General features: G+C 33.2%; 27 protein-coding genes, 2 pseudogenes and 1 other annotated feature. Of the genes and pseudogenes, 11 read left to right on the top strand and 18 right to left on the bottom strand.

Annotated features, from left to right (window positions below; translation table 11 throughout):
- Positions 1-58: 58 nt before the first annotated feature.
- Together AC3WJG_RS20265 and AC3WJG_RS20270 are read right to left on the bottom strand one after the other, a co-directional pair.
- On the bottom strand, positions 59-487 hold the full coding sequence (locus AC3WJG_RS20265) for a VOC family protein (RefSeq protein ID WP_337134095.1): 429 nt from the start codon (positions 485-487) through the stop codon (positions 59-61).
- A 1083-nt stretch (positions 488-1570) separates the two neighbouring features.
- Positions 1571-1771, bottom strand: coding sequence for a hypothetical protein (locus tag AC3WJG_RS20270; protein WP_050688989.1), 201 nt, complete (start codon positions 1769-1771; stop codon positions 1571-1573).
- A gap of 417 nt (positions 1772-2188) precedes the next feature.
- Between AC3WJG_RS20270 and AC3WJG_RS20275 the strand changes: the two are divergent.
- Positions 2189-2500, top strand: a pseudogene (locus AC3WJG_RS20275) (hypothetical protein).
- An 804-nt stretch (positions 2501-3304) separates the two neighbouring features.
- Here AC3WJG_RS20275 and AC3WJG_RS20280 read toward each other — a convergent pair.
- The 5 genes from AC3WJG_RS20280 to AC3WJG_RS20300 form a co-directional block, all read right to left on the bottom strand.
- Positions 3305-3490 carry a hypothetical protein gene (locus AC3WJG_RS20280; RefSeq protein ID WP_025751520.1) on the bottom strand — a complete coding sequence of 62 codons (186 nt, stop codon included), beginning with the start codon at positions 3488-3490 and terminating at the stop codon, positions 3305-3307.
- A gap of 599 nt (positions 3491-4089) precedes the next feature.
- Positions 4090-4215: a hypothetical protein gene (locus AC3WJG_RS20285; protein WP_258006078.1), complete on the bottom strand. Its 126-nt coding sequence runs from the start codon at positions 4213-4215 to the stop codon at positions 4090-4092.
- Positions 4216-4357: 142 nt separating this feature from the next.
- The gene (locus tag AC3WJG_RS20290; RefSeq protein WP_060745072.1) at positions 4358-4636 is read right to left on the bottom strand and encodes a MerR family transcriptional regulator; all 279 of its coding nucleotides are present in this window, start codon (positions 4634-4636) and stop codon (positions 4358-4360) included.
- A 942-nt stretch (positions 4637-5578) separates the two neighbouring features.
- Positions 5579-6778, bottom strand: coding sequence for an MFS transporter (locus tag AC3WJG_RS20295; RefSeq protein WP_337133323.1), 1200 nt, complete (start codon positions 6776-6778; stop codon positions 5579-5581).
- Positions 6779-6879: 101 nt separating this feature from the next.
- Positions 6880-7326 (bottom strand): MarR family transcriptional regulator, encoded by a 447-nt coding sequence (locus tag AC3WJG_RS20300; RefSeq protein WP_098113792.1) that lies wholly within the window; start codon positions 7324-7326, stop codon positions 6880-6882.
- Positions 7327-8849: 1523 nt separating this feature from the next.
- Between AC3WJG_RS20300 and AC3WJG_RS20305 the strand changes: the two genes are divergently transcribed.
- The gene (locus tag AC3WJG_RS20305; protein ID WP_033580113.1) at positions 8850-9017 is read left to right on the top strand and encodes a gamma-type small acid-soluble spore protein; all 168 of its coding nucleotides are present in this window, start codon (positions 8850-8852) and stop codon (positions 9015-9017) included.
- 305 nt (positions 9018-9322) lie between these two features.
- Here the strand turns inward: AC3WJG_RS20305 and AC3WJG_RS20310 are convergent, their stop codons facing one another.
- Complete coding sequence (locus tag AC3WJG_RS20310; protein WP_098248811.1) at positions 9323-9838, bottom strand: DinB family protein; 516 nt, start codon at positions 9836-9838, stop codon at positions 9323-9325.
- Positions 9839-10360: 522 nt separating this feature from the next.
- Positions 10361-10575, top strand: a binding site (T-box leader).
- Between the two features lie 43 nt (positions 10576-10618).
- On the opposite strand from AC3WJG_RS20310, the gene AC3WJG_RS20315 reads away from it, so the two are divergent.
- Entirely contained in the window at positions 10619-11995 is a 1377-nt protein-coding gene (locus tag AC3WJG_RS20315; protein ID WP_102813328.1) for an amino acid permease, read from the top strand.
- A gap of 327 nt (positions 11996-12322) precedes the next feature.
- On the opposite strand, the gene AC3WJG_RS20320 is transcribed toward AC3WJG_RS20315, so the two are convergent.
- Positions 12323-12766, bottom strand: a complete 444-nt coding sequence (locus AC3WJG_RS20320; protein ID WP_098333355.1) for a hypothetical protein — start codon at positions 12764-12766, stop codon at positions 12323-12325.
- A 185-nt stretch (positions 12767-12951) separates the two neighbouring features.
- Here AC3WJG_RS20320 and AC3WJG_RS20325 point away from each other — a divergent pair, with 185 nt between their 5' ends.
- The gene (locus tag AC3WJG_RS20325) at positions 12952-13677 is read left to right on the top strand and encodes a ZIP family metal transporter (protein WP_337133324.1); all 726 of its coding nucleotides are present in this window, start codon (positions 12952-12954) and stop codon (positions 13675-13677) included.
- Positions 13678-13869: 192 nt separating this feature from the next.
- On the opposite strand, the gene AC3WJG_RS20330 is transcribed toward AC3WJG_RS20325, so the two are convergent.
- The 4 genes from AC3WJG_RS20330 to AC3WJG_RS20345 all read right to left on the bottom strand — a co-directional run bounded on the left by AC3WJG_RS20330 (position 13870) and on the right by AC3WJG_RS20345 (position 15762).
- Positions 13870-14202 (bottom strand): hypothetical protein, encoded by a 333-nt coding sequence (locus tag AC3WJG_RS20330; protein ID WP_337133325.1) that lies wholly within the window; start codon positions 14200-14202, stop codon positions 13870-13872.
- Between the two features lie 180 nt (positions 14203-14382).
- Positions 14383-14571: a hypothetical protein gene (locus AC3WJG_RS20335; protein ID WP_013082641.1), complete on the bottom strand. Its 189-nt coding sequence runs from the start codon at positions 14569-14571 to the stop codon at positions 14383-14385.
- A 26-nt stretch (positions 14572-14597) separates the two neighbouring features.
- Positions 14598-14783: a hypothetical protein gene (locus AC3WJG_RS20340; RefSeq protein ID WP_034276589.1), complete on the bottom strand. Its 186-nt coding sequence runs from the start codon at positions 14781-14783 to the stop codon at positions 14598-14600.
- Positions 14784-14907: 124 nt separating this feature from the next.
- Positions 14908-15762, bottom strand: a complete 855-nt coding sequence (locus tag AC3WJG_RS20345) for a hypothetical protein (RefSeq protein WP_028410075.1) — start codon at positions 15760-15762, stop codon at positions 14908-14910.
- Positions 15763-16402: 640 nt separating this feature from the next.
- On the opposite strand from AC3WJG_RS20345, the gene AC3WJG_RS20350 reads away from it, so the two are divergent.
- A complete protein-coding gene (locus tag AC3WJG_RS20350; protein ID WP_016763693.1) occupies positions 16403-16606 on the top strand; it encodes a cold-shock protein in 204 nt (67 codons plus the stop codon).
- Positions 16607-16875: 269 nt separating this feature from the next.
- Here AC3WJG_RS20350 and AC3WJG_RS20355 read toward each other — a convergent pair whose 3' ends face one another.
- Positions 16876-17076, bottom strand: coding sequence for a cold-shock protein (locus tag AC3WJG_RS20355; RefSeq protein ID WP_028414801.1), 201 nt, complete (start codon positions 17074-17076; stop codon positions 16876-16878).
- 878 nt (positions 17077-17954) lie between these two features.
- On the opposite strand from AC3WJG_RS20355, the pseudogene AC3WJG_RS20360 reads away from it, so the two are divergent.
- Positions 17955-18152, top strand: a pseudogene (locus AC3WJG_RS20360) (MerR family transcriptional regulator); the annotation flags it as partial.
- A gap of 630 nt (positions 18153-18782) precedes the next feature.
- On the opposite strand, the gene AC3WJG_RS20365 reads toward AC3WJG_RS20360, so the two are convergent.
- Together AC3WJG_RS20365 and AC3WJG_RS20370 are read right to left on the bottom strand one after the other, a co-directional pair.
- Positions 18783-19211, bottom strand: coding sequence for an ArsI/CadI family heavy metal resistance metalloenzyme (locus AC3WJG_RS20365; protein ID WP_028410073.1), 429 nt, complete (start codon positions 19209-19211; stop codon positions 18783-18785).
- Positions 19212-19261: 50 nt separating this feature from the next.
- Positions 19262-19591, bottom strand: coding sequence for an ArsR/SmtB family transcription factor (locus AC3WJG_RS20370; RefSeq protein WP_098792270.1), 330 nt, complete (start codon positions 19589-19591; stop codon positions 19262-19264).
- Positions 19592-19998: 407 nt separating this feature from the next.
- On the opposite strand from AC3WJG_RS20370, the gene AC3WJG_RS20375 reads away from it, so the two are divergent.
- From AC3WJG_RS20375 to recA, 4 genes are all read left to right on the top strand, one after another.
- Positions 19999-20346 (top strand): ArsR/SmtB family transcription factor, encoded by a 348-nt coding sequence (locus AC3WJG_RS20375; RefSeq protein ID WP_028410070.1) that lies wholly within the window; start codon positions 19999-20001, stop codon positions 20344-20346.
- Positions 20347-20364: 18 nt separating this feature from the next.
- Positions 20365-21663, top strand: coding sequence for an arsenical efflux pump membrane protein ArsB (locus AC3WJG_RS20380; protein ID WP_028410069.1), 1299 nt, complete (start codon positions 20365-20367; stop codon positions 21661-21663).
- A gap of 23 nt (positions 21664-21686) precedes the next feature.
- Positions 21687-22109, top strand: a complete 423-nt coding sequence (arsC, locus tag AC3WJG_RS20385; protein WP_337133326.1) for an arsenate reductase (thioredoxin) — start codon at positions 21687-21689, stop codon at positions 22107-22109.
- A gap of 443 nt (positions 22110-22552) precedes the next feature.
- Entirely contained in the window at positions 22553-23590 is a 1038-nt protein-coding gene (recA, locus tag AC3WJG_RS20390) for a recombinase RecA (RefSeq protein WP_043981848.1), read from the top strand.
- A gap of 302 nt (positions 23591-23892) precedes the next feature.
- Here recA and AC3WJG_RS20395 read toward each other — a convergent pair whose 3' ends face one another.
- Positions 23893-25215, bottom strand: a complete 1323-nt coding sequence (locus AC3WJG_RS20395) for a right-handed parallel beta-helix repeat-containing protein (protein WP_337133327.1) — start codon at positions 25213-25215, stop codon at positions 23893-23895.
- 175 nt (positions 25216-25390) lie between these two features.
- Between AC3WJG_RS20395 and speG the strand changes: the two genes are divergently transcribed.
- The gene (gene speG / locus AC3WJG_RS20400; protein WP_060745059.1) at positions 25391-25915 is read left to right on the top strand and encodes a spermidine N1-acetyltransferase; all 525 of its coding nucleotides are present in this window, start codon (positions 25391-25393) and stop codon (positions 25913-25915) included.
- 293 nt (positions 25916-26208) lie between these two features.
- On the opposite strand, the gene AC3WJG_RS20405 is transcribed toward speG, so the two are convergent.
- On the bottom strand, positions 26209-26802 hold the full coding sequence (locus AC3WJG_RS20405) for a hypothetical protein (protein ID WP_098333439.1): 594 nt from the start codon (positions 26800-26802) through the stop codon (positions 26209-26211).
- Positions 26803-26858: the final 56 nt, after the last annotated feature.

Consider the following 26858-nt stretch of genomic DNA (forward strand, 5'->3'; position numbering starts at 1 on the left):
AATTAAGTTAAAATAGGATTACTGAGTAAATGCGAGATAAGGATAGAATATCGCTTAATTATTTATTACCAAGTTGTTCTGCCAAACCAATTAAAAGTCCTTCTACTCCACGGATGTAGCAGAGCCGATACGAGTCCTCATACTGAACCACTTCGCCAACGAGCTGAGCACCAAGCCTGGTGAGTCTGGACACCATCTCGTCAAGGTCTTCAACTGTGAACATAACGCGTAGATAGCCGAGAGCGTTGACAGGAGCATTTCGGTGATCTGATACAGTAGGTAGGGTGAAAAATCGCGAAAGTTCAATCCGGCTGTGGCCATCTGGAGTAACCAACATCGCAATCTCTACGCGCTGAGAACCCAATCCCGTTACGCATCCAGCCCATTGACCTTCGACAGTGGTTCGCCCTTCGAGACTCAAGCCAATCTCCTCAAAGAAAGAAATTGCGTCATCAAGGGATTCTACGACAATGCTGACATTGTCCATTCTTAGTAAGTTGTTTTTTCCATAGTTTTATCTCCTTATGCGTGAAATTTTATTATCTGTTCATTTTCATAATGATTCTATTAAAAAGTTACAAATTCCTTTCAAACAAAATATTGTTAAGCTGTCACTAGGTCTTATTTGTTATATGGTTTATATTTTTTGTAGAAAAATGATTCACTAAAACATTTATTTTCAAGTATATCTGTATATGAATCTACAAATCTGGCCAGACTAATAACATATTCCCCCTACTCCAATAAATTTGAAAATCCTTTGCCTTTATCAGCAAAGGATTATTTTTATATTACTTCCTTTTAATGGTTATAAGTATAGGTGAAGGGGAATTAAATATATTAATAGCATACAAGGGGAATATGCATTAGTGACAAATTTCGGGTACTATACTGAATCCCTGTTCGTCAGGGAATTAGAGTGTTTAAAAGAAGAATACATTCAGCTTGACGATATGAAAGTATTGATTAAAGAAGACATTTTACTTATAGAAAAAGTAATGGATATGTTGTGTAGGAATAAAGCTCATTAAATTGAACAAACTATCTAAGATGTTTTCAAGCATCGTCTCATACAAATACGTTCTAAAACAGAAAAAACCTACCTCTTTTGACTGGGAAGAGATAGGTTTTTCTATTTTTTAAAGGATTACAATATATACTCTTAGTTACCACAATGTTTATTTTCGGAACTCCTATTAAAAAAGCAGACTTAAGCCTGCTTTTTCTTTTACTCATAAGATAGAAAAGACGCTGTTAAGCATCCATTTAGAGAACGTTGCTAAAATCGTAAATATAAGAAAACACTAATTTTTTGTTTTTTTACATAAATTTTTTCTATCCGGATCAAACTACTTAAGACGCCGTGAGGTATCTACCACTAAAATCATATTCGTATTCCCAACAGAACAACCTACTGTACAGGAGCAGTAGGTTGTTCTGTTTTATAGCTGTATATTTTATACTTATTTAGTTAACATAAAATATTTTTCAGGAAAAGATAAAGCAGTCTAATAACACTTAGGCTGCTTTAACATTCGTTCTTTAACTATCTATTAAATCCACTCACCAACTATACATGTTTATGTCTGGATATTAACTCACTCATTAATCTGTTTAAAGCAATGTCTATTATGTCATGTTCTGTATACTCTTGTACAAAAGGTAAATTCCTTGTTTCTTTTTTTATTAACAACTTTCTAATCTCATCACACAAGTGAATTTGAGAATTCAAAAGCCTTATTACTTGTATATCTTTCATTTGTTCAGACATGAAATCAACCCCTTTATGATTTTTAAGGAACCTATTCTGCTTTAAAAAGGAAAAACCCTTTTGCTAATGTGCTATTCACATAAATGTACCTTTCTCCACCCTATTATGTTAGTGTCAGGGAAGAAACAAATAAAATAAAATAAATTATTTGGTCTCTTTGCACCTGATGTTTCCTTATAGTAGAAAGGGATACACCTATTTATGAGCATAATCAAAATTGAAAAACTGCTTGTAAAGCTTTACATATAATCTTAAATTCTATAAAAGAAGAGGATCTTTAACGTGGCCTTCTTCCCTTTATACAGTTTTAGTTAGCATAGTGGGTTTTATAAGAACCATAAGCATTTGAAATAAGGTTAATTGGATATTATTCTTTTTGGTAAAATAATCTAATTTAGTGAAAAGGGGGAAGTAAGAATGAGCACAGCGGAAATCATATTATTAAACACAAAAGAGATTAGAAGAAGAAGTATAAAAATATGGGAAGCAATTCCTTAAAGTAAATTGAATTGGAAGCCAGATAAAGAAGCTATGACATGCTTAGAAATGATAAGCACTTTTTCGAATGCAGATTTAACAGATATTCAAATAGATCGCTCAGATGTCGGCTACGTTCGTTCTTTAGGAGATATGTTAATGCCCATAGGTTATCACGAGTCCGTACACGCTGGACAACTCTTACAATATTTAAGAACAATGGAGGTTGATCGTCCCATAGTATGGGATTAAATCAATTAAACACTGTGTATACCCTATAAAACAATAATTACTATCGTGTTTTTCTGTTTGTGATCTTATGCTCTATTGAAGTATAGTACATTGTCAGCATGTATAAATTATAATATCGCCTGAAGAAAGATTAACAAACTAAGTATGATATGATGAAAAGAGCCCCCTGATCGTAAAACGGTTAGAGGGCTTTTCTATTTTAAAGAGAAATATATAGTATTTCCTCCATTTTAAGACGCCTAAACAAGTAGATTTATCTCATAAAAAAAGACCAATACGATTATTGGTCTTTTTTATATTTCGTATAAACACAACACTTTTTATATAGAAACCATTATACCTTTTAGATTTACGTCATTTTTTTAAAAACTATATAATATATATTACGATCAGAAAAAGGCCTTATTTGTCGTTACTAAGTTTAAATAGTAAAAATATTGATCTCAACGAGCTACTTTACTATTTACTCAACAGAATAAGTTTAATTAACAAAGACCTATTGATCCACTACTCTAGAGGTTATGGATGTAAGTGTGTTAGTCTAAGGAAAGCTAAATAGAAGACTGTCTTCTGTGAACTTTTTTAACTGTTAATAACAAATAACTAGATATAAATATATAAGCACAACTGTAATTAAACAGGATTTTGATACCACTAAAGGATTTCAAAAAAAGTTCTTTATAGAACCCCCTTTTTATTTTTAAGATTTAACCTTTAATCTCTACGTAGAAAAATATGTTTTACTTTCGGTTTGTCTTTTTTCCTAAAATGCTTTATGGTCGTGCTGTTTAAACAATGTATTCTCTATCCACTAACCCTTTCTTTTAAATAACCTAGAAATCCATTTTGGACTTTAACTATATGGTCGCCTATCCAAATACTATTGACTCTAAAGTAATACCAACTTCGGGATTCACCTAAAAATTCTCTAACGCTATAACCTTCTTTGATTAAATGAGCTTGAATTTCTTCTTTCCAATCATTAAACATCTTCTTCCCTCCTATTTAAGGTTGTTAAGACTGTCCTTTTACTAATCCCCATTTCATTCAAGGAGAAACCAATCATTCCTATTATTCATATATGTTAGTAATATCTATGTCATATAAGTTTTATAGCAATTTCAACTACGCTGCATTGATCACCTTCAAAAGATTTGTAGAGGGTAACATATCTCTTGAAACGTATGGGCAATTACTATAAAAATGAGGTAGTCTATAAATATATAAGGCAGTTAAGAACAGCAAAGGGTAACCTCTAATTCAAGTGAGCTTACTCTTTATATCCATGTGTATAATTTTATTTCATAAAAACAAACTTTGGTGGGTACATCAGAACATGTGTGCATGACGGATAGAGTATAAAACAGGATTTGAAATAGAAATAAGGTCTAATTAATATAAAAAAAATTATTGTAGCTGTTCTTTAAAACATTGATATTAACAGCAGTGACTAGATGTAATTGATGCAAATAATTAAGCTGATAAGCTCTAATACTGAGTTTTAAAAATGATAGACGTTGATGTGGTTGGTGATAAGAAATAGTTTGACAACTAAAGATATATATAATATACATCTTTTGGGTAAAAAATTACTTCATCGACAGTGATTTTACGATAACAACGTGTAATTCCACAAAAGAGAGCAATGCATACAAGTAAATAAATTCAACTGTACAAATACTATTTTTAATACTCATCCCTATAAATTTTTTCATATTATTGGCCCCTTCCCCATATAAGCTATTCGTTTCAACTTATTTAAATGTAAGAGTATTAATCTTGAGTGAGGTAATAACAATTGCTGCTTAGCTGTGAAGTTATCAAGTGGAATTTGTAGAAAAGTAATAGTGAATTAGTCTACAATCTTTTATTTGCTTTACGAATACCTTTTCCTCTTTTATAAAAATCATCCCGAATTTCTCGAGTGAGCACGCCCTCTTCTATTTTTTCTGCAATATCCATTAGTGTTTCAATGTCAGAAAAGGAATATCTTCGGGTGCCCGAAGGTGTGCGTGCAGGAAAAATAAGCTTTTTGGTTTCAAAATAACGGATTTTCCTTTCAGAAAGTCCTGTCATGTCAGTAACAATCTTCATGGTCATTATTTTTTTGTCTCGATATGCGTAACGTTTCTTCAAATCATCTTGCTCCTTTGTCTAGTTTGTTCATTGTAAAACAGAAATATAGTTATTAGTTAGCTAATTTGTGTACTTCACTTATTGTTCAGTTGTATATATCTGAATTATCAAATAATTATGTTTACATTAGCAGTAAAACATACAAATAATCTACAACTTGGTTATAAATCCTGACATATTAAATATTTAATTATGACTTTTTCTCCAATGTTAAACAAAAAATAATACATAAAAATCTTTTTATTCTTACTATACTGCTTAGAGAAAATAGTTCAAAATTCCAGTTGAATATGCTTATATATAGTCAAAGAAAAGGCCCTTGCTACATTAACTGCATAAGGGTCTTTTCTTAATTGAATTAAACATTTCCATTCAAACTAATTAACTTTAAAGGATAAATAGGGATAGAAAAAAGCACCCTCATCGTTAATGGCATTGAAGAGTAAGGGTGCTTTTTGGGAATTTAGATTTTCTATACTAAAATATAAGAAATATTAGATCTGTAGTCATTGTAACATATTATTTGAAAGATTGTCATACAAATTTTGTTGTAAGAAGGGGAAACTTGTTATTTGATTACAGAATTGCTCTTTATCAGGCTCATATATATCCATGTGTGAGACAAATGATTTTTACCATTTTACCCCTTCGTATACTATCTTTTTTAGAAGAGTATATATCTATAAGATGCACTTTTTATACATTGCTTTCATTGCCCGGATTAACAGAATAAGTATCTTTTCAAAAATGTATAAAAATCTGCATGCTTCATAACGAGAAACTCCTTGAGAACCCTTGCCTTCCTATTATTCTCTTTTTTGTATGTTCTGGAAAGAGACTTTATGTTAACTAAACGCGTATAAGATATACAGTTATAAATCAGAAAAAATTGCTATCGGTGAAGAAGCAGTTCTTCTGTTCTTGTTTAATGGTTGTTTTTTATTAAATATAACGCTGCTTTTTTGATAAAACGAGAGTAGAGATACCAATCAATCCTGCACCCATGATTGCCGGAGTAGTGTGGCTAACTACTGAATACAACTGACCGCCAATAATTGGTCCCATGAACCGGGCTAGAGATTGAATACTTTGAGCTCCCCCTAGTATATGACCTTGCTCACTGTCACTAACAGATTTTGAAAGCATACCATTAAATGATGGCCCAAAGACCGAATCACCCAGTCCGAAGAAAATCATCCCAGCAATAAAGACTAAATAAAAAGCTGTAAGGGCTGAAATCGCAATAAGGATAAAGCCAATAACTTGACTTATCATGCCTAAAAGAGCAATTTTTTTATCCGTCAAAAATTTGAGTAGCCGTGGCATAATGATTGCTTGAGAAAAGATATCCAGTACACCTATTATAGAAAATGTCAGACCAATAAATATAGGCTGCCATGCAAATGTATCTATTGAAAACTGAGAGAAGATAGCTTGTAATGATCCGTTAGGAATCCAAATTAGGAACCCAGCAATTAGCAGCCATTTAACAGATTTAAAGGAAAAAACCTTTGATAATTGTATAAATGGATTAAGATGTCTAACAGATATACTGGAAGAGCGTCTGGACTTCTCAAGACTCTCAGGCATGAAAAAATAGCCATATATGGCATTAAGCAATGTGATAACCGTACCAGCATACATAGGAACACCGTTTCCGAAAGTTGCAAGTGCACCACCAATGATGGGGCCCAGAGCAGTGCCAATCCCAACAACAGCACTAATCCAACCAAAGTATTTAGTGCGTTCATTTGAATGGGTGATATCTGCAAAGTAAGCAAAAATCGCTGAAATTTCGCCACCTGTCAAACCTTCTATAATACGACCAATGAAGAGAATCCAAAGTGCACCTCCAAGTCCAAAGATAAAATAACCAAGAGCAGAACCAATAAGACTAATAATTAATATTGGACGACGACCATATCTATCGCTTAACGCACCTAAGACTGGTGCAGCCAAAAAGACAGAAAGAGCGTAAATAGACGTAAGTAATGTTACTGCAGTAGCTTGACTATTGGGACTACTAGTATAAGTCTTTACTAAAAAAGGTAAAACAGGGCTAACTATAGTCAATCCAAGACCAGTTAAGAAGACAGTGATAAACCCAAACGTTAGGGCATGTTTATTTATTGAAGTATCCATGATAGTTCTCCTTTAGATTTATTGTTTCTAAGGAAACAAATATAAGTTTACTTCTTTATTGTTTCCTCGTCAACAATAAATCATCGTAAAAAAAACACCACTTACTCAGTGATATTTTTCAGATGATGTCTATATCGACCAATGAAACGAAAAATAGTGTCAAATTCCTCATCGGTCATGTACTTAAATACTTCTTTATCACGTTCAAGAAAAGATTGGTGCAATTCTTGATGGACATCATTTATTTTTTGTCCATTGGTTGTTAGGCGAAAATATATTTCCTTTTTATTTTCAACACTTTGATAACTCTCAATCATATTTTTAGCTATCAGCTTCTTAGTAAGCTTACTTATAGCACCTCGAGTCATGTAGCTTGCAGCTGCAAGCTTTGTTACATTTGCATTTGGGATTAGAGCAATATTTTCGATCAATTCTATTTCACTCAACTTATAGTCCTTTAAAGCCAATTCTACTTCCGGTTTATTACGCCAGATTATTTCATTACACAAATCCATAAGTTCACTCATTAACTGCTGTCTTTTATCCATAATGACTCCTCCCTAATTTGTATACAGTATAACGAGTTTTTGTTTCTTTCACAACAAAACGAAATAAAGCATTATAATGTTTATTAAGAATATGTAATAAACGTTATTTTAATGAGAAGCAACTATTAAACTCTTTTATGAAAATGGACGGTTTTATCGTCATTTCCTGTGCGTTCAAACCATCCTCTGAAGGCCCAGTTATCATATCCCCCATCCCCTTCATTAACAAATGTTCCATCTCACACTCCAAATATCCCACCATCATAATTTACCTTATCAAAGTACTGGATGCCTTGTAGTTTCTCATCGTAACCTTGAATCAAGTTCATTACAATTACGTTATATTGCTCACCTGCTTTATAGAAAGCTTTTTCTCTTGCTCCTTTGACAAAACCGCTTCGATTGTCGGCCGTTTTAGCTGCATCTGCGGAACCAGCAGAACCTCCTAAATTCGGTAGAGCTAATGGCGTCTAACATAGCCAAAACTACAGTTGAAGCTATAACAGCTTGTTTCGCTCTTCTCATTTGATCTCCTCCTATTTTAGTTGATTCTTAAAACGCCTCCCTTTTTTTATATTAAAACAAAAATAACATAATTAAGTAAGTTTGTGATAACCGAGAAAAAAGAGATGAGGGTGTTAAAAAAGCTGTCTCTACTCTCGAGTAGAGACAACTCAAGAAACAATTAGCTATTCAGCAGGAGTTTGTTGTGTCTTATGACCAGATACTTTTATCACATACCTAATAAGGAAATGCTACCCATTATCTAATTTAATCTTTCACTTTTTCGACATAATAAGTTCACTCATATATTGAAAACCATATAACAGGAGTTGTCTGACAGTCAAAATGGTTACATACTGAAACGGATTAATTCTCTTCAGCGTAAAGATGTTTGTCTTTTTTAATTTGGGTACAACTACGAATGTGAATGTAGTATGTATCATAAAATTTACAGCTATATACAGAGGAAACTTACGGTATGTGGATTTAAGCACCCACATAGATACGGTAAAAAAGGGCCCCCATGTCCACACATCTTCACCAGGAATTTTCGGATGTATACTGCGTTTAAAAGACCAAAAATTCTTCCTCTTAGCATAACAATTAAGGTATTTAGTCACCATGCAGATAGCAATGGATGCTGGAAGAAAACGTTTAAAATCTTTGCTCTTCATAAATGAAAAGCTGGACCAACAAGTGATAACTAACAGTATTAAAAATAGCCTATTCTTTTTCATGATTCTATACACCTCTCTATTTTAAGGTGTACATCTATTCTAAAATTACACAAAGAATTCTTGTACATGTTACCTGATAGAACAACCTGCTGAGAGTGACAGCAGGTTGTTCTATTTTTAGCTTTAAAACTTAATGTTGATTACTATAGCTTTTAAATACGTTCTGCTTTCTGATAGCGATGTGCCCAATATCTTCTGAAATCTTTAAGTTTTTCTTACCAGGTGATTCTAAGGATACTGGCTCTTCACTTGGATATATTAATTCTTGTGGAGGTGATAGTAATGGAAAACAAATACTCTAACAAGACTGCTTCAGGAACAGACGTACAACATGTGAAGCAAAAAAATGCTCAAGCATCTTCTGGTAAATACGGTACAGAATTTGCAAGCGAGACTGACGTACAACACGTGAAGCGTCAAAACGCTCAAGCCAACAAAAACCAAAAATAATTTTTAAAAGGGTTCTTTCATAATCGTTGAAAGAACCCTTTCTTATGCTTAATCTCCTATTAGCTTGTATCAAAGTTTATTCTACAGATATATCTTAAAAACTTAGTTAACATAATGTTTCTTTCCGGAACAAACGCAAAAAGAGAACCCTTGGAAATGGACTGAACCCAAAAAGTTAGACAATTGATATTTAAGCAACGTAGTTGGCATGAGTACAGTATTCGACTGGACCCATGCCTTTTAATTTTCCCTTAACGTTGTAAATCCGCATTTCCTGACGCTACCCCTTTTAGATAGAGGAGAAACTACTCTTTTATATCCCTTTCATATAAATATAACATATAATCAGTCATAACACCGGGATGGCCCAGTTGCCTTAGCATAGCTGTAATATTGCCACGATGATATGTTCCATGATTGACAACATGTTGTACTACATCAGATAAACGGGTTTCGAGTCGTCCAGCAAATGAAGTTTCAAGCACAAAGGCGGTTTCTATATCTTCTTGACGATTGAGAAACCCTTTGTACCGGCCAGATAAATCGAAAAACATTGTTTCTACTTCCTCGATTCTTTTCGTTTCAATCTGTTCTCTCAATTGATTAGCCGACGCAGACGCTTCATCAAACTTTTTACCAGAAATACAATCTAACCATATGTTGTCAGAAACATAAATGTGCGCCATCAACTTTGATATAGAAGGAAAAACGCTCTGAATTTCCTTTTCGTAAATGTCCTCAGAAAGTTCTTTTAATCGATCGAAAATTTTTTGGTTTGCCCATACATGGTAGTCGTACAATTTTAATGAGTGATGTGACATTTGAAACTCCCCCTATTTCCCAATTCATTATCGACATTACACAAGGTATCGGTAGTCAACTTAACTATACTTCTATAAAAATATTCTCCAGACCTTTTGTTTAAAGGAGTTTTTTGTTCAATTAATATGAATTATAAGAAGTAACAAACCTTTAAAATTCCTATTATTAAAGGTTTTGTATATGTGTAATTCAAATGTTGTAAAAGAAAAGAATAACTCTTGCCTTGTTCTATTCTTTAGGATAAAATACAATACTGAGATATTTTCTCACCATTTTTATTCTGATTTGAAAACCTACTGTACTTTTGTTTGCACAGTAGGTTTTCTATTATAGAAAAGCATATAATTCAATCACAGTACAAACGAGTGGAAAAGGAATGATTAAATACCGAATAGTGGTAATGATTATCTTTATGTAAAAGCTAATAACTCTTCTTATAGCTGTAAATAGATAAAAATATATTGACATTTAATTTCAAACTAACTAAGATGATATACATTACATATACTTCAATTTAATAAACAAAAGCTAAGATAGGATCTTAAGTAATCCTAATCTCCCTGTTATAGAGAGCTGATAATTGGTGGAAGTCAGTACAAAGATTAGAGATGAAATTCACTCCTAGAGCTTCCTCTTCTAATGGTGTTTTAGAGAGGACGGATAAAACCGTTATGCTAATTAAGAGGTAAGATGTTTTTACAATATAGGGTGGTACCGCGAAATTTTCGTCCCTGCTGAATTATTCAGCAGGGACTTTTTTATGTTAAAAGGAGGGCATCATGAAAGAAAATACCGCATCAAAGAATACGTTAAAAAAACAGTTATTACCGCGCCACATTCGAATGATTGCTATTGGAGGAATGATTGGGACAGGAATTTTCAAAGGGAGTGCTGATACAATTGGATTAGCAGGACCTTCGGTTATCTTTTCGTATCTATTTGCTGGACTATTGCTCCTCATTGTAATGGGAGCTTTGGCTGAAATGGCTATTGTATACCCATCGCACAATATGAAAGATCTAATTCAAAAAGCTTTTGGAAGACGTTTTTCTTTTGTAACAGGAGCTACTTATTGCTTTATGTGGCTTACTGTGTGCGTTATTGAAGTCATCGCTGCAGGTAGTTTTCTGCAATATTGGTTTTCTTCTATTCCTTTATGGATTCTCTGTCTCATTTGTTCAATTGTACTTATTTTAATTAATGCTACAAGCGTAAAGTCTTTTGGAGAAATTGAGTTTTGGTTTGCTGGTATTAAAATCTTTGTTATTATTGCTTTTATTTTATTAGGTATAGCGATACTATTTGGAATTATGCCAAGTAATAATTCATCTTCTCATTACCTTCACAATTATAGTGATTTTGTGCCGAATGGCTGGAAAGCCGTTTTTTCTACATTACTTGTAGTCATTTTCTCGTATGGAGGATCAGAACTCATTGGTTTAACTATTACAGAAACAAAAGATGCTGAAAAGGTCTTACCAGGGGTAGTTAAAGGCGTTATGTGGAGAGTAGTTCTGTTTTATACCTTACCTATTTTTATTATCTGTGGCTTGATACCATGGGATAAAATTGATGCAAATGCTAGCCCTTTTGTCCAAGTATTTGAAACAGCCGGGCTTCAAGGGGCTTCTCATGTTATGAACTTTATTTTATTAACAGCTGTCCTTTCAGCAGCCAATTCAGGTATTTATGGCTGTACAAGGATGCTTCATTCTTTATCTCAGTCGGGAGATGCTCCTAAAAGTTTGTCCTATGTAAATAAACAAGGCGTACCTGTTTACAGCTTAGCTTTCAGTGTCCTATTTTTATTATTGGGAACGTACCTTGTATACTTATATCCTGAAAAAGCTTTTTCTTATTTATTAGCTATTCCTGGATTTACAGTTTCTCTTATATGGATTAGTATTTGCTTAGCTCAGCTAAAGCTACGTCCTCAATATAAAGAAAAACCATATTTTAAACTTTGGGGCTTCCCTTATTTAACGCTTTTTGCCGCATGTACATTAATTATTAGCTTCATAGTCTTTCTCATAGACAGTGGGAATAAGTTAAGCTCTATAGTTTGTGTAGCATTCGTTCTTGTAATGGTAATTCTTTCATTTTTCAAAAAGAACACCAAACCTACTTCTCTTGAAATACCGAATGATACCAATTAGATTTTACATTCTTCAAAAACTCAAATCAAAAAAGCTACTTTTTAAAGTAGCTTTTTTGATTTATAGAATCACTTACTTCATCTGACAGCATTTTTAGTGATTTAACTCACGATTTGTTTTTTGGATTTTTGCTCTTCATTCCAAGCCTCTAAGGTTTCAAGGCATGGTAAGTGTAAGATACTCTTTGCATCTCCTTATAGTTGTTTTCGCTGTGAGTGTAGTTTATTTCTTTAGCGTAATATGCCATACAAGATGCCATATTCGGTTTGAGCAATTCTTTCATTTTCTGCACAGCTTGTAGATTACAATAAGCAACATTGATTCCCATTAAGTGCCCAAAATGGTGATGTACGATTGTGTTTGACATATCTTTGTTATCCACACTGTGAATTCGTTAATCATGTTAATTAACTCACGAATGTACTTGTTTTTGTGATGATCAAACTGTTTGTACGTTTCTTCTACTTTGCTAAAATCAATCCATTTCTTTAGTTTAATCATAGGCGGGTTGGTGCTCAAAAAATACGCGAGTTCTTGCAGCTGATTACTGATCCTCAGCCATGTTTCTGCTTTGATTTCTGTCACTTGGGTAGGTTGATACTGTGGCACATACTTGCAAATCGTGGTGTAGAAATAAGCAAAAGCTTCATCAGCAAAATAGACCGATTCTTTATTCCAATACTTTGCATTGTACTCCCCTGGTTTCACTTCTATATAATAAGCATTTTCGACCTTGTCCACATTGGTTATCATTTCAAAAGGAGATTCCATAGCAACACCTCTTTTTTAGATAACGTTAGTATGTCCTTTTTTATTAGTGATTTACCTAAAAATCACTCCAAAGTTAATATCATGTACTTTTATTTTTTTAACCATTTATAAAACATAGGTATGATTGCCTTTCCTTTGAATAGGTTAGTTGTAAAAAAACATGTAGCGGAAAGGAAGTAGCAATTATGCATATAGAAATGAATATCTTATTTACTTTAGGTTCTTTACTGGGTTTATTAGTAGGAGGAGGACTTCTCAAATTAGTAAACCATTTGGCAAGGGGAAGAATCCAATTTATGTATGCTATATGCGGTGGAATCTTATTGGGCTTATTGTTCTTTGATATCCTTCCGTCTACTTGGCATCTATATGATTTAAGAGGCGTTTTATTAGGAATTGTAGCCGGATATATCATCATGCTATGCATTGACCTCTTTTTGCATAAACAAAACAGCGAAATTTCACCCTTACAGGCACTTATCTTATTAACGGTTGCTATCTTTTTTCATAATGTCATCACAGGTATTACATTTGGAATAACAGATATGCACCAATCAGCTTCTGTATTCGCAGCTACCCTTTTACATCAGGTCCCAGAGGGGATGGCAATTATGACAGTCCTTTCTATAGCAAAAATACCTAACATCTTCTTTTTACTAATTGTAGCCATTCTGTCGCTGTCTTTAGGAGGCAGTTTATTCATTGGTGAAAGTGTACAAGTTTCCTCACTTAAACTACAAGCTTTATCGACTGGCGCAGCAATCGGTACACTGTCTTTTGTTATCTTTCATGAAATAATTGGAAATACCATCAAGCACTTCAGGAAATTGCATGTATGGCTATTAATTTCGCTAGGATTCGTAATTATTTATGTTTATCAATATTCTCTTTCCTTATTTCATGGCCATTAGAATGATTAAGTTTAAGTGTCAAAAAGACACCTGCAAATATATGCAGCTATACCTCACTCTGATCATTTATAAAAGAAGAACATTTCATACAATGTTCTTCTTTTACATTACTTCCTAGAGTCATGATTATGGTAACTAGAAATAACTGCTTAGAACCCATATTTCATTCTCTTATATGTAAGCATCTGTATGTTACCACTCTCTCCACTCTTCTGTGATACCCTCTTCAGTTTCTAAGCCAGCTGCATTTGCAGCTTTAATGATAAACTCACAAAGTTCTTCTCTTTCTAATGTTTCAATGAAATAATCAAATTGTTCATTTAATTCGTTTAATCCTATAACTACCTCTTTTACATATTCTAAGATATCTTGTTCTGACATTTTATCTACAGAACCTTTAAGTCTATTCATATAGGTCTCAAGGATTTCATCAGTGGCTTTAATATTCTCTGCAGTGAAAATTTCATCATCTTCCATTCTTTGTTGCCAAGCTGCTGTCGGTTTATTATTTTTTAGGTCTTGCATTATTGTGATATCTCCTTAGGGTCATATTTCCATTTAGCTATAAGCCTAATGCTAATCTGATTATATATCAAAATTAACCGCTCAATTTTATTACTACTCTCAGAAATGTCATTTAAATTTAAATCAGTCTATTTATTAAAATAAAAAGCACCTCAATTAATAGATGCCTAGTTTTTATTATTATTTTTCTTCTGTAATCATAAACTGTACCACGTTATTTAAATTGATGTGCACTAACTCTTTTTCATTCGAAATGAATCTTTCATATTTTGTTATATGACTAATGACTTCTTTCTTTGATGCGGCTTCGAATTTTAATTCCTTTGTTCTGCCATTTATAAATTCGAAAATAACTTTAAATTTAAGCATAGGTGTATCTCCTCATTATCTACTTATCATTCTTGTTTCATCAATTCTTCTTCAAAGAAAAAAATACTTGGATATTTAGTAACCGTATAAGAGTATCTTTTCATGTTTTTTACATAATGACTTTTTAAGGTTGTTACTAATTCATTCGATACTCTTATAGTTACTGTTTTTCCATTACTAAATATTTTCACGTTATATCCTTCATCTTCCATCTTCTCTCCTATGTTCTGTTCTTGCCTTTTTAATAGCGAACAGAGCCAAGGAGCGTTCGCTATTAATGATGGGTGAGAAAAATGTGTCAGTCCCTAATCATTCCTATTATCTTTGGGCTAACGTTTACATACGCATCAATGCGCCATTAGGCTTTGGTAACTCCTCAGCTGTTATCAGATTCATTTTACAAAAATGTTCAAAAAATTGTTGTGCCAGCTCTCTTTCCTTTGCGTCACTTTTCAACTCAGCTATATCAAGCAAAATTTGAGCCATCCATAAATTATCAAAATAACGGTATTTACCTGTATTCCATGTCATTTTTTGGGACGTTCTTTCATTTACATAATATTTCCAGAAAGGCATCTGATCCGATTCCTGTTCTGTGAGCTGGAGTCTGTATTTTGAATGAGCAGGAATATATCCATCTTCACAAAGCTTACCGATAAAATCTTCATTCACCATATAGACGCCTAAGATACGTCTGTCTTTTTCAGGCATACTGGAATCTATTGCTGTTAACAAGACAGCACTATTTTGGTGCAAACGGATGGGTTTGGTTGGCTTCCCCTTGTTATTACCGCTTTTTATTACACCTGAAAAAACCTTCCACTCTAAAAAAGAACTATTCTGTTCTTCTGTGTCACACCAAAAAACCATTTGTGATTCAGAATGAAGTTTATGATTTTTCATAAGTTTTTCAAGTCCCCAGCGAAGTTCCTGGTTTTTTCGTTGTAGCTTTTTTTCCTCTTCCTTCTTCCGTTCTTCCTCGTTGTGTTCCATTTCCTTTTTTTCTATAATTTTTTCGAGTGAATGAGCAACACTTTTATCATGCAGTTTTAGATGCTTTCCAAATACATCGGGGAAAACAAACTTTTTATTTTCCGATGCGAAATGTATTTCAATACTAGAATCATTACATTTAACTATACTGCCTATCCCAAAAAGCTTGTGTGTAACTTTCTTATTGATTAGATTCATTATTCTAGGCCTCCTTGTAGAATAAAAACTCGGTTACTATTAGATAGTAAATTAATAATTTTATTCAACTAACTTACCTTTAAAGCTCACACAACTGTTTGAGTTTTTTTTCAATTTTAAAAAGGGTATTGAAAAAATGTATCCATAATTCTATCTGAAAAAAACACAGCGGAATTCGAAATACGATCGAAAAAACAATTGTAAAACTATTATAACATTTTTTGAAAATATTACAAATTTTTCATTGACAATATATTTTGATTTGAGGTAAAATGAAGTTTTATTATTTATAATAAATCGAAATACAAGTCTCCAACAAGTCATGAAACTTCTGGAAAGTCCCTATAAATAACCATTTGATTACTGGTGATAAGCGAAATGATTCCACCATTAAACTAATCTTTAAACTAACCCTCATTACGTTGGCGGCTTAGTTTAGGGATGTACTGCTACAGTAAGTGGGACAATTAAAAAGCAAAAGAAGAAGATATGAACATTATTACCAAGTGTTTAGAAATTCTCATATCAAAAATTCCGTGCATTATTCCATGAAAATAAAATGGTAAGAAACACTAATTGATATAAATGATTATTACTCCTTTATAAGCTATAATGTAATATGAGGAGTAGTGATGTTAGTATGTATTATTACGGCAAAAGAAATCAAGAACCTTTAGCTCAAGAACAAACAGAGGTTTGGGAATGTACAGTAGAAGATTGTAAGGGCTGGATGAGAAAAGATTTCTCTTACGACAACCACCAAAAATGCCCTTTGTGTGGAAATCACATGGAAGCTGGAGAACGGCTTATTAATAAAATCCCCCTTAATCCCCATCGAAGATAATTTGTACCAATGCTATCGCATAGATTAAAAATTACTAATAAATTATTTAATTTAATTGAAAATATAATTAATTTATTTGCATTTGCTTTCTATTTCTATTGTATGTTATAACTAGTTATACCTTGTATCGATCGTCTTGTCTAAAACCCAGGCTTTTTTTAAAGCCTGGGTTTTCTATTGAACTAATAGTAGATAAATCATGGTTTTCTAATTATAAGACCATAAAAAAAGACTCCTTCATAAGGAGTCCTTTTTGTTATCACTTTTAATTATGCTTTGTGAACGTTAGCAGCTTGTGCTCCACGTTGACCTTGCTCGATATCAAAAGTAACTTTTTGACCTTCTTCTAATGATTTGAAACCTTCACCTTGAATAGCACTGAAATGAACGAATACATCTTCTCCGCCTTCGATTTCAATGAAACCGAAACCTTTGTCTGCATTAAACCATTTTACTGTACCTTGTGTCATAATGTTGCCTCCTGCTGTGGAATATTCCACAAATGTATTACCTCTCTTGCCCAATCATACTATTTCAAGATAAAAACTTCTGTTTAAGGTTTTTTCTTCTCTCAATCTTATACCGAACAAAAACAAGTTAAACATAGTGTAACACATAGAGATATTTATAGCAAATAATTGCTTTTTCCATTCTTCACTAAAAAGCTATCCCATTCGAAAAAGTATACTTTTAAGGACTCCTAATTTTTAACTTTATTCAACCACTAAAGTAATAAAGTTAAAAAATTTATTGGAATTAATAAAATTGCTTTAACGAAACTTAAATAAAAGGTTAATTAATACTTTTAATGAATTAATTTACTTTTAATTTATTTTTAACCATATTTTAATGATTCACTATAATCATTGAATTATAATGGAATCACCAAAGTGATTATCCTTCTTTAGACTTGCTTTCTATCTAAAGCAAGTCTTTTTATTTATAGGAATGAAAATGACTAGAATGATATAGGTTGCACCGTATCCATATATTTTATTAGTAATCAGATTAAAATATATTTCAAATATACAGAGAAACGCTCTCTGAGGGAATGAACTTTGGTTTTACATATAATAAAATAAATAGTTCGACGTAAATTTGAGCAATTTAGAAGCTCTTATTTTCTTCTTATTATTGATTTTGAAACACTTGTTTTGAAATTAGTTAACCTAATGTCACTCTCAATAACTACAAACGCCTTTCGTCAAGAAGTGTTTATAACGTGCTATTTTTAATAAACTTCATTTCTATATACAAACCAAAAGTTAATAACATATATACTGATAAAGAATGGAAATAGGAGAGGATAATCTTGACTAAAAATCATCCATATTTAGATGAGAAAGTTATGACTATAAAAATCGTTACTGAAATGACAGGTTTATCAGAAAGACAAGTTCGTTATTATGAAGAGCGAGAGCTTATTTTTCCAAAACGAAACTCTTCAGGTACCCGAATGTATTCCTTTTCCGACATTGAAAGGTTAATGGACATTGCAGAAAAAATTGAAGATGGTGTTAGAACACGGGAAATGCGTAAGGATTTATTTTAAAGTAGGTAAATTTGATTTGTTCTTTTAGTCTTTGTTCATGCTTACTCAATCTCTATATTCAATATTTACTGGGTTATTTTTATTCGGATTTTTTATAAATGTATATAAGATAAGACTTTTATGCACTCCATTATTATTTAGCCTAGAGAGAAACATTGATACATAAGGGACGTATAAAGATGTCTATATTTTATAAAAATGACTCTGTTAGAACCCTTATTCCCATAAAGGTTCTCTTTTTTATATGTTCCTGAAAGAGTGATTATGGTAACTAGCATATTAAGTAAACCCCTTTGTGTTAAACTGTACACAGAAACATGTATGAGTCTGAAGGAAATATAATGAAATGTGCAATAGGGATAGTTCTTATTGCTCAAGCTTTATCAACGTACTTAACTATTAAGACAGCATATACTCCTTATACTGTTAGAATATTAGATAGAAATACTGGAGTTATGAAAGTTTCCTATAGTTTCCCTTTAACGTACTGGTTAATGTTTATAGGCTTGGACATCATGTTTTTAGTGGGAACATATTTAGTTTTTGCTAAAGAAAAGAAGCAGATCTTTAATTAAAGGTCTGCTTTTTATTTTTACCGATAAATGGTTTTATGTTAACTAATGATTAACAACAAGCATTAGTTACAGGTAGCTTTTCATTTGGCCCATCGCTGTTCTTGTGAACTTCACTATCAGATTTCGTATAAAAGAATTCCCATTCGTTTCCGTCCGGATCTGTTACCCAAAACTTATCTTGCACAGCATAGCAGCAAGTCGTATCCATCTCTTCACGAGCAAAGAAGCCCTCTTTTTCTAATCGTGATTTATGGGAATGGATTTCTTCAGGCGTCTCTATTTGGAATCCGAAATGATTTACTTGATTACCCTTTACTTCGTCTCGTACGTTTAAAGTGAAATTTAATCCTGGCTCATCTAATAAGAATTTAGCGTAATCTACTTTCGTTTTTACAGGTTGAACGCCAAATACCTTTTGATAAAATTCAATGGACGCCTCTAGATTTGTTACATTAATTCCTACATGAACATATTTCATTTATACTTCCTCCTCCGCATGATAAACAATATTATTTTGAATGTAGTAAATTACGAGCATGAGCCGCTTTTACTTGTATCTTTTCTAAACAAGCAGCAAAGCTCCTCAGATAACAGGTGATTTACCTCTTTATCATTTAAATCATAATAGCTCCATGTCCCTTTCGTTTCTTTTGTGATAAGGTTTGCTTCTAATAAAATCTTTAAATGATAGGAAAGTTTAGATTGAGACATTCCAAAGCATTCAGTTAGATCACATACGCATGTCTGTCCTCGCTGGCAGAGCTCATACATAATTTCTAATCTCTTTTGATCAGCAAGTGCTTTAAATTTTTGTTCGTACTGTTTAAATGAGTGCTTTCCTTCCTTAACTGTTTCCATTGTCATTCTCCTTTATCAACTTTTTTTGATTTAATGATCGAAGCTTTCGGCAGCTTTTTTAAAGTTACTATATGTAGTTTCCCCTCTTAGCATAGGATCTTGATGAAAAAAACGCTGAAAGATTAGGTTTTGTGCTTCCTTCTGGTCCATCCCTTGGGTGTTCATAACTAAATGAAAATAGGCTCGAAAGTACGTAACAGATAAATTTCCAGAGTTGTTGACTCTCACTGCTTTCATCCTCACTTTCATAAATCAATTTTTTTTGATGTATTCATCATATCTGGAAAATTTAGATAAATCAAGGCATTAATCAACTTTTTTTGATTAATTTTTAAAATGTATATTTCTGTTGAATATATAATAAAATACTTATATAATTATATGTGAAAATAAGGAGGCGAGTCATAATGGATGTAAAAGCGCAGGTAGAAGTGGAAAAAGCAGTACAGATACTGAAGCTGCTTGGAGATAAGACAAGATTGTCAATGATGAAGCTGCTCCAAAATAACGAGTGCTGTGTTTGTGAGCTAGTTGAAATTTATAAAGCAAGTCAACCGGCTATTAGCCAACACTTGCGGAAGTTAAGAGCTATCGAACTCGTAAGTGAAAGACGAAAAGGACATTGGATCTTCTATTCCTTAAATAAAGAAAACAGCTATTATCAGTTTGTCCTTGATATACTCGATTCTTTACCAAGCGAAGATGAACGATTAAAAGAACTAGAAAAGCAAGGTTTACGTATTAATTGTTGCTAATAATAGGAGGTCTGTAAAGTGATATCAGTTATAGTAGCCTCCCTCATCTTCTTAGTGACATTGATTTTTGTCATTTGGCAGCCAAAGAACTTGTCTATTGGTTGGTCAGCATGTGGAGGCGCAGTATTAGCTCTTTTAGCAGGTGTGGTTGATTTCCATGACGTGCTGGATGTAACTCAAATTGTATGGAATGCAACATTAACGTTTATTGCAGTTATTATTATTTCCTTAATTTTAGATGAAATTGGATTTTTCGAGTGGGCAGCTTTACATATGGCGCGTACTGCAGGAGGCAATGGCGTTCGCATGTTCGTTTATGTATCCCTCCTTGGAGCTGTAGTAGCAGCATTATTCGCAAACGATGGAGCAGCCTTAATTCTAACACCTATTGTACTTGCCATGGTACGAGCACTTAAATTTGAAGATAAAATGGTCTTCCCTTTTATTATCGCCAGTGGATTCATTGCAGATACAACATCGTTACCTCTTGTAGTAAGTAACTTGGTCAACATTGTATCAGCTGATTTCTTTGGTATTCGCTTTTCTGAATTTGCATCACGTATGATTGTGCCAGATCTGTTCTCACTTTTGGCAAGTATTGTTGTCTTATATTTGTACTTTCGTAAAAGCATCCCTAAGAAATACAATCTAGATGATTTACAGAAACCGGTTGAAGCCATTAAAGATAAGAAAATGTTCCGTTTATCAGGAATCGTTTTATTCATTTTAGTCCTTGGTTACTTTATTGGTGAGTTTTTCGATATTCCTGTTTCTATTATCGCAGGTATTATTGCGGTTTTATTCCTAGGAATAGCAAGAAAGAGTCCCGCTGTTCACACTAAAAAAGTGTTAGCTGGAGCTCCGTGGGCGATTGTTTTCTTTTCGATTGGTATGTATGTTGTTGTCTATGGATTACGTAATGTAGGGCTAACTAAAGTATTAGCAAGCCTCATCCAAGCAACCGCTGACCATGGATTGTTTGCCGCAACCATTGGCATGGGATTCATTGCAGCCATACTTTCATCGATTATGAACAACATGCCAACCGTGATGATTGATGCTTTGGCCATTGATGCAACTTCTGCAACAGGTACAATTAAAGAAGCCTTGATTTATGCAAATGTCATTGGTTCGGACTTAGGACCAAAAATTACACCTATTGGCTCTCTAGCCACTCTCTTATGGCTCCACGTTCTTTCGGCAAAAGGAGTTAAGATTTCTTGGGGAACCTACTTTAAAACAGGTATTATCTTAACCATCCCAACATTGTTTATTACGCTTGTTGGTTTATATATTTGGTTATCAATTATTTCATAACACATTTAAAGGAGATTTTACACATGTCTAAAAAAACACTTTATTTCTTATGTACAGGTAACTCTTGCCGTAGCCAAATGGCTGAAGGATGGGCAAAAAAATATCTAAGTAATGATGAATGGGATGTACGCAGTGCAGGGTTAGAAGCTCATGGATTAAATCCTAACGCCGTAAAAGCAATGAAAGAAGCTGGCGTCGATATCTCAAACCAAACATCTGATGTCATTGACCCTGAAATTTTAAATAATGCGGATTTAGTCGTTACATTATGTGGCCATGCAGCAGATCACTGCCCAGTAACGCCTCCCCATGTGAAACGTGAACACTGGGGATTTGATGATCCAGCAAAAGCTGAAGGAACAGAAGAAGAAAAATGGGCGTTTTTCCAGCGTGTACGTGATGAAATTGCTGAACGTATTCAACGTTTTGTTGAAACAGGTAAATAATTAATCAAGAAGCAGTCTATTTGTATAGACTGCTTTATTTCTTCCTAAAATCTGTTTTATAGTAACTAGGAATATGAGGAATACGTCATTAGTGTAATCAGATTGGTAGATTCATGTACATAAAAATTTAAAAATGGTTCTTATTTAATTTAACTTATATGAAAGTATAAACTTGCTTTTTATAAATATAAGATATTCTTTTAGCTAGTTTGCAGAAAAACTTTCGCCTTTACAATTAGATGCATTTATTGTATGATTACACAACAGGAACATTTGTTCGATACTAAGGGTTTAGAGATGAATAAAGGAACACCAGAACAAACTAAGACAGTTAAACACAAAATTTTCTCGCACGGAGCAAAAACATTTGAGCCAACTCTTATTCTTTATCGAAATACCTTGGCGTTTATTGTAAACGTAATAACAATCGGAGGTTTCAAATTATGAATGATAAAAAAGCAGCACTAGATATGGCTCTAAAACAAATTGAAAAACAATTCGGTACAGGATCAATTATTAAAATGGGAGAAGGCACACATACAAAAGTTGAGGCATCTAGCTCAGGCTCATTAGCTTTAGATATAGCTCTTGGAATTAATGGTTATCCTAAAGGAAGAATTATGGAAGTTTACGGGCCGGAAAGTTCAGGTAAAACAACCGTTTCCTTACACGCAATTGCAGAAGTACAAAAAAATGGAGGCCGAGCTGCCTTTATTGATGCTGAACACGCACTGGATCCAGTTTATGCAAGAAAACTAGGTGTAGATATTGATGAGTTACTGTTATCTCAACCAGATACTGGTGAACAGGCACTTGAAATTGCTGAAGCATTAGTTAGAAGTGGCGCTGTAGATATTATTGTTGTTGACTCAGTAGCTGCATTAGTTCCCCAAAAAGAAATTGAAGGAGAAATGGGAGATTCTCACGTAGGTCTACAAGCTCGTTTGATGTCTCAAGCTCTTCGTAAACTATCTGGAGCAATCAATAAGTCCAAAACCATTGCCATCTTCATCAACCAAATCAGGGAGAAAGTAGGCGTTATGTTTGGAAATCCGGAAACAACGCCAGGTGGAAGAGCACTAAAATTCTATTCTTCCGTTCGTCTTGAGGTTCGCCGTGCTGAACAACTTAAACTAGGAAATGACATAGTTGGTAACAAAACAAGAATTAAAGTAGTCAAAAATAAAATGGCGCCTCCTTTCCGCATTGCTGAAGTAGATATTATGTATGGAGAAGGTATATCAAGAGAAGGAGAAATCTTAGATATCGGTTCTGAAGTAGATATTGTTCAAAAGTCTGGATCTTGGTTTTCATATAATGAGGAGCGTTTAGGACAGGGACGAGAAAACGCTAAGATTTTCTTAAAAGAAAACCCTGAAATTAGAGAAGAAATTAGAAAAAGAATTATTGATTTCAAATATGGTGATAATATTAATAACGATAATGTTATAGATAACGATAGCGAAAACGAAAATCAATAAAGGCATAAAACACCTTTCCCACGGCTTGAACTGCACCCCATTATTAGATAAAAAAACTCTAATGATGGGGGTGTTTTTATGTCAAGGCTATTGATTTGCACCTAAATAAACACTACTCATATAGAGAACCAGCATGAATCTTCTTGCAATCCATTTGTATATTTACAATGAACGCACCTTTCTCTTTGTTTCAATGAAATAAAAAGTATAACCAGCAGATAGTGAAGTGAATAATTTTTCGGCCTTAAATAGAATCCCAGCGAGCAACTAAATAAAGAATATCTTCCAAAAAGAAATTTTCATTAAAAAAGCCTAGGTGATACGATAGTAGAACTTTCTATTTCTTTCCCCTTCCATATCCATCGATTCGCTTTATCTCTACTTTTATTTAGGTACACATTATGATTAAGTTGATTATATTTATTTGAGTAATGAAGATTGGCCAGAAGCAAATTAGATTTTACTGAAACCATAACATTATTGTTAATAGCGTTATGAGTTGCATGATATTGCATCAGTAATTGGCCACCATCCATGTTCATCGTATCATTTCCATATAAAATATTATGTTCAATAAGAGTATTTATCGTCCCTCCACGTTTTTTATCATAGCCTCCAATTGAAATTCCTGTAAAACGATTCTTATAAATCATATTCCGTATAACTTGAACATTGCTAGTGTGTTTACCATAGTGTTCACTTGCGATTTCTATTCCTAGATCGTTATGACTTGAAACGTTATGCTCAATAATAACATCTTTTCCTCCGTCTACGTAGATTCCCCCAGCGGAGTATTCATGTTTGTAAGCAGGATTTGAATAACTGCTGACGTTGTAAATATGGTTTTCACTAATGAGTCCTTCACGAGCTCGGTCATATTTCTCAATAGGAGCTACTTTTTCAAAGCCAATTACGTCAATCCCAATATTATCAACGTTTCGAATTGTATTGGCATTGACGATAAAATCTTTAACATTTCCATTTAGAGTTAGTGCTTCACTAAAACCTAAGGTCAGGTTTTCAAGTAGGTTTCGCGATATTTCAATGTTTTCTAACGAACGCGGCGCTTTGGATCCATAAAAAGCTATTCCATGAGCGTTTCCATTTTTATGTGCAGTCTTAATATCGAAAATATGATTATTAATAATTCGAAGGTTCTTTCCACTTCCTTCTACTAAAATACCACATGGTGTATTTTGTTCCTTAGAAGTAGACGAATGACCTATATTCAAACCTTGAATTGTTATGTAGCTCTTATTTTTTATGCTAACTAGCCCTCCATCTGTAGAACGACTTTTTATTTTTTCTCCACTAATAAGAGGCTTTTCACTTTTATAGTTCCTGAAGATAATAGGCTTTTGTCTAGTACCTGAACGGCTAATAATTAATTGTTCATAGTAGATACCGCCTCTGATGTAAACGGTAGTTCCGGGCTGAGCTACTTCACTTGCCTTTCTTAATGTTCTAAAAGGTTTGCTTTTAGTACCCAGGTTTTTGTCATCCCCTGTAGGAGAAACATAAATTTCATGATGTATTGTAGGAGCTGCTGAAGGTTGATTAGCTGCCTCAACCCTTTGGTTTATACAGCATAGTAAAATAAGAAGAATACCAACTGCTTTTTTCATAAGATCCTCCTTAAAGTTAATGAATTTCACTTGCGAGATTTTTAAATTATACTATGGTTCTTTTCATAAGGATGTAAATAATCGCACTATATCTTATTATTTTTTAAAACTACAGCAATTTTTACATTTAAAAAGGAAAGTGCTAAAGTAATGCTAGAATGTGGAGGTTTGAGAAATGAATAAGGAACTTAAGTTACGTCCTTTGGAAAGAGAAGACTTAAAATTTGTCCATGAACTTAATAATGATGCAAACATTATGTCTTATTGGTTTGAAGAGCCTTATGAAGCTTTTGTAGAGCTACAGGACTTATATGATAAACATATTCACGATCAAGGTGAGCGTCGTTTCATCCTTGAAAAGGAGGGGGATATGCTTGGATTAGTGGAATTAGTCGAAATTGATTATATTCATCGTAGAGCAGAGTTTCAAATTATCATCGACCCTGCGTATCAAGGTCATGGCTACGCCATGGTTGCCACAAACCTAGCAATGAATTATGCCTTTTCGGTATTGAATATGCATAAACTTTACTTAATTGTAGACAAGGAAAATGAAAAAGCAATTCATATCTATAAGAAGGTTGGTTTCTCTATTGAAGGTGAGTTAAAAGATGAATTTTTTGTTGATGGAAGCTATCATAATGCTATAAGAATGTGTATGTTTCAAAAAGAATATTTACAAACCAAAAATAAAAACTAAGGTTGAACTAGTATAAGAGTCCTGGTCACCTAAAAAAGAAGAAAGAATGAAATTGGGCTTCTAGTATAGGAGTAAAAAATCCTGAAGGAGAAATGTGCAAACCATTTAAATATGATAACATTGTAAATTATAGAAACCATAAGGATGGTATTATGAGTACATTTAATCCAACAGGATTGCTATTATTCTTAATAATTATTGGTTTAATAGGATTCCTAGCTTTTAAAGTTGTTAAAAGGTTAAAAAAGAAATAAGTAACAAGAAGGACCTGCTATCAAAACAGCAGGTTCTCTTTAATAAGAAGATACATAATACCAGTTTTTATGTACTTTTTTTATTTGTTTAAAATCCCCGTTAAAATCGCTTTTTGAAGGTTTGTTATCGTTTGGGTTATATACAAATCCCGAAAAATTGTCTAGCATCCCACGGTATGTAAAGAAAAGAATTGATTTAGCCTTTCCTTTTGTTTCTACTGCGATGTCGCCCCCACCTTTAGACAATTGAGTATACTTTTTAGGTAATTGAATAAGTGATGGACTATCAGATACATTAGGTTTAATAACACCATTTTCTATTTTAGTTGCAACCTCTTCTCTCTTATCTTGATGGATTTTAAAGTTGAGATCTAAGTTGACTTGATTGAATGGAAATAAAAACCACAATGAGATAGTAATGAGCTGAATAAGAAACGGCTGCCACTTTCTCTTTTTAAAAAGATGAATTAATGTCCATATAGTCATTATGATAAAGAAAGCATATACAAATAACCAAATAGGTAACATTAAAAATTCCGTTATAATATCAACCAGATCCCACTGGAACAAGGACACTAAAATAACGAACAAACTACTAATTAGCGATAAAAGCAACAATCGACTGCGTTTCACACATTTTCCTCTTCCTAAAATAATTCTTTTTTACCTTAATTATATATTAAAACCCT

Source organism: Priestia sp. FW507-14D1A, from assembly GCF_058781295.1.

Bases quoted from the DNA above. Each gene is read 5' to 3' on its own strand.
- AC3WJG_RS20265 (WP_337134095.1), bottom strand. From the start codon at position 487: ATGGACAATGTCAGCATTGTCGTAGAATCCCTTGATGACGCAATTTCT.
- AC3WJG_RS20270 (WP_050688989.1), bottom strand. From the start codon at position 1,771: ATGTCTGAACAAATGAAAGATATACAAGTAATAAGGCTTTTGAATTCT.
- AC3WJG_RS20280 (WP_025751520.1), bottom strand. From the start codon at position 3,490: ATGTTTAATGATTGGAAAGAAGAAATTCAAGCTCATTTAATCAAAGAA.
- AC3WJG_RS20285 (WP_258006078.1), bottom strand. From the start codon at position 4,215: ATGAAAAAATTTATAGGGATGAGTATTAAAAATAGTATTTGTACAGTT.
- AC3WJG_RS20295 (WP_337133323.1), bottom strand. From the start codon at position 6,778: ATGGATACTTCAATAAATAAACATGCCCTAACGTTTGGGTTTATCACT.
- AC3WJG_RS20300 (WP_098113792.1), bottom strand. From the start codon at position 7,326: ATGGATAAAAGACAGCAGTTAATGAGTGAACTTATGGATTTGTGTAAT.
- AC3WJG_RS20305 (WP_033580113.1), top strand. From the start codon at position 8,850: ATGGAAAACAAATACTCTAACAAGACTGCTTCAGGAACAGACGTACAA.
- AC3WJG_RS20310 (WP_098248811.1), bottom strand. From the start codon at position 9,838: ATGTCACATCACTCATTAAAATTGTACGACTACCATGTATGGGCAAAC.
- AC3WJG_RS20315 (WP_102813328.1), top strand. From the start codon at position 10,619: ATGAAAGAAAATACCGCATCAAAGAATACGTTAAAAAAACAGTTATTA.
- AC3WJG_RS20320 (WP_098333355.1), bottom strand. From the start codon at position 12,766: ATGGAATCTCCTTTTGAAATGATAACCAATGTGGACAAGGTCGAAAAT.
- AC3WJG_RS20325 (WP_337133324.1), top strand. From the start codon at position 12,952: ATGCATATAGAAATGAATATCTTATTTACTTTAGGTTCTTTACTGGGT.
- AC3WJG_RS20330 (WP_337133325.1), bottom strand. From the start codon at position 14,202: ATGCAAGACCTAAAAAATAATAAACCGACAGCAGCTTGGCAACAAAGA.
- AC3WJG_RS20335 (WP_013082641.1), bottom strand. From the start codon at position 14,571: ATGCTTAAATTTAAAGTTATTTTCGAATTTATAAATGGCAGAACAAAG.
- AC3WJG_RS20340 (WP_034276589.1), bottom strand. From the start codon at position 14,783: ATGGAAGATGAAGGATATAACGTGAAAATATTTAGTAATGGAAAAACA.
- AC3WJG_RS20345 (WP_028410075.1), bottom strand. From the start codon at position 15,762: ATGAATCTAATCAATAAGAAAGTTACACACAAGCTTTTTGGGATAGGC.
- AC3WJG_RS20350 (WP_016763693.1), top strand. From the start codon at position 16,403: ATGTATTATTACGGCAAAAGAAATCAAGAACCTTTAGCTCAAGAACAA.
- AC3WJG_RS20355 (WP_028414801.1), bottom strand. From the start codon at position 17,076: ATGACACAAGGTACAGTAAAATGGTTTAATGCAGACAAAGGTTTCGGT.
- AC3WJG_RS20365 (WP_028410073.1), bottom strand. From the start codon at position 19,211: ATGAAATATGTTCATGTAGGAATTAATGTAACAAATCTAGAGGCGTCC.
- AC3WJG_RS20370 (WP_098792270.1), bottom strand. From the start codon at position 19,591: ATGGAAACAGTTAAGGAAGGAAAGCACTCATTTAAACAGTACGAACAA.
- AC3WJG_RS20375 (WP_028410070.1), top strand. From the start codon at position 19,999: ATGGATGTAAAAGCGCAGGTAGAAGTGGAAAAAGCAGTACAGATACTG.
- arsC (WP_337133326.1), top strand. From the start codon at position 21,687: ATGTCTAAAAAAACACTTTATTTCTTATGTACAGGTAACTCTTGCCGT.
- recA (WP_043981848.1), top strand. From the start codon at position 22,553: ATGAATGATAAAAAAGCAGCACTAGATATGGCTCTAAAACAAATTGAA.
- AC3WJG_RS20395 (WP_337133327.1), bottom strand. From the start codon at position 25,215: ATGAAAAAAGCAGTTGGTATTCTTCTTATTTTACTATGCTGTATAAAC.
- speG (WP_060745059.1), top strand. From the start codon at position 25,391: ATGAATAAGGAACTTAAGTTACGTCCTTTGGAAAGAGAAGACTTAAAA.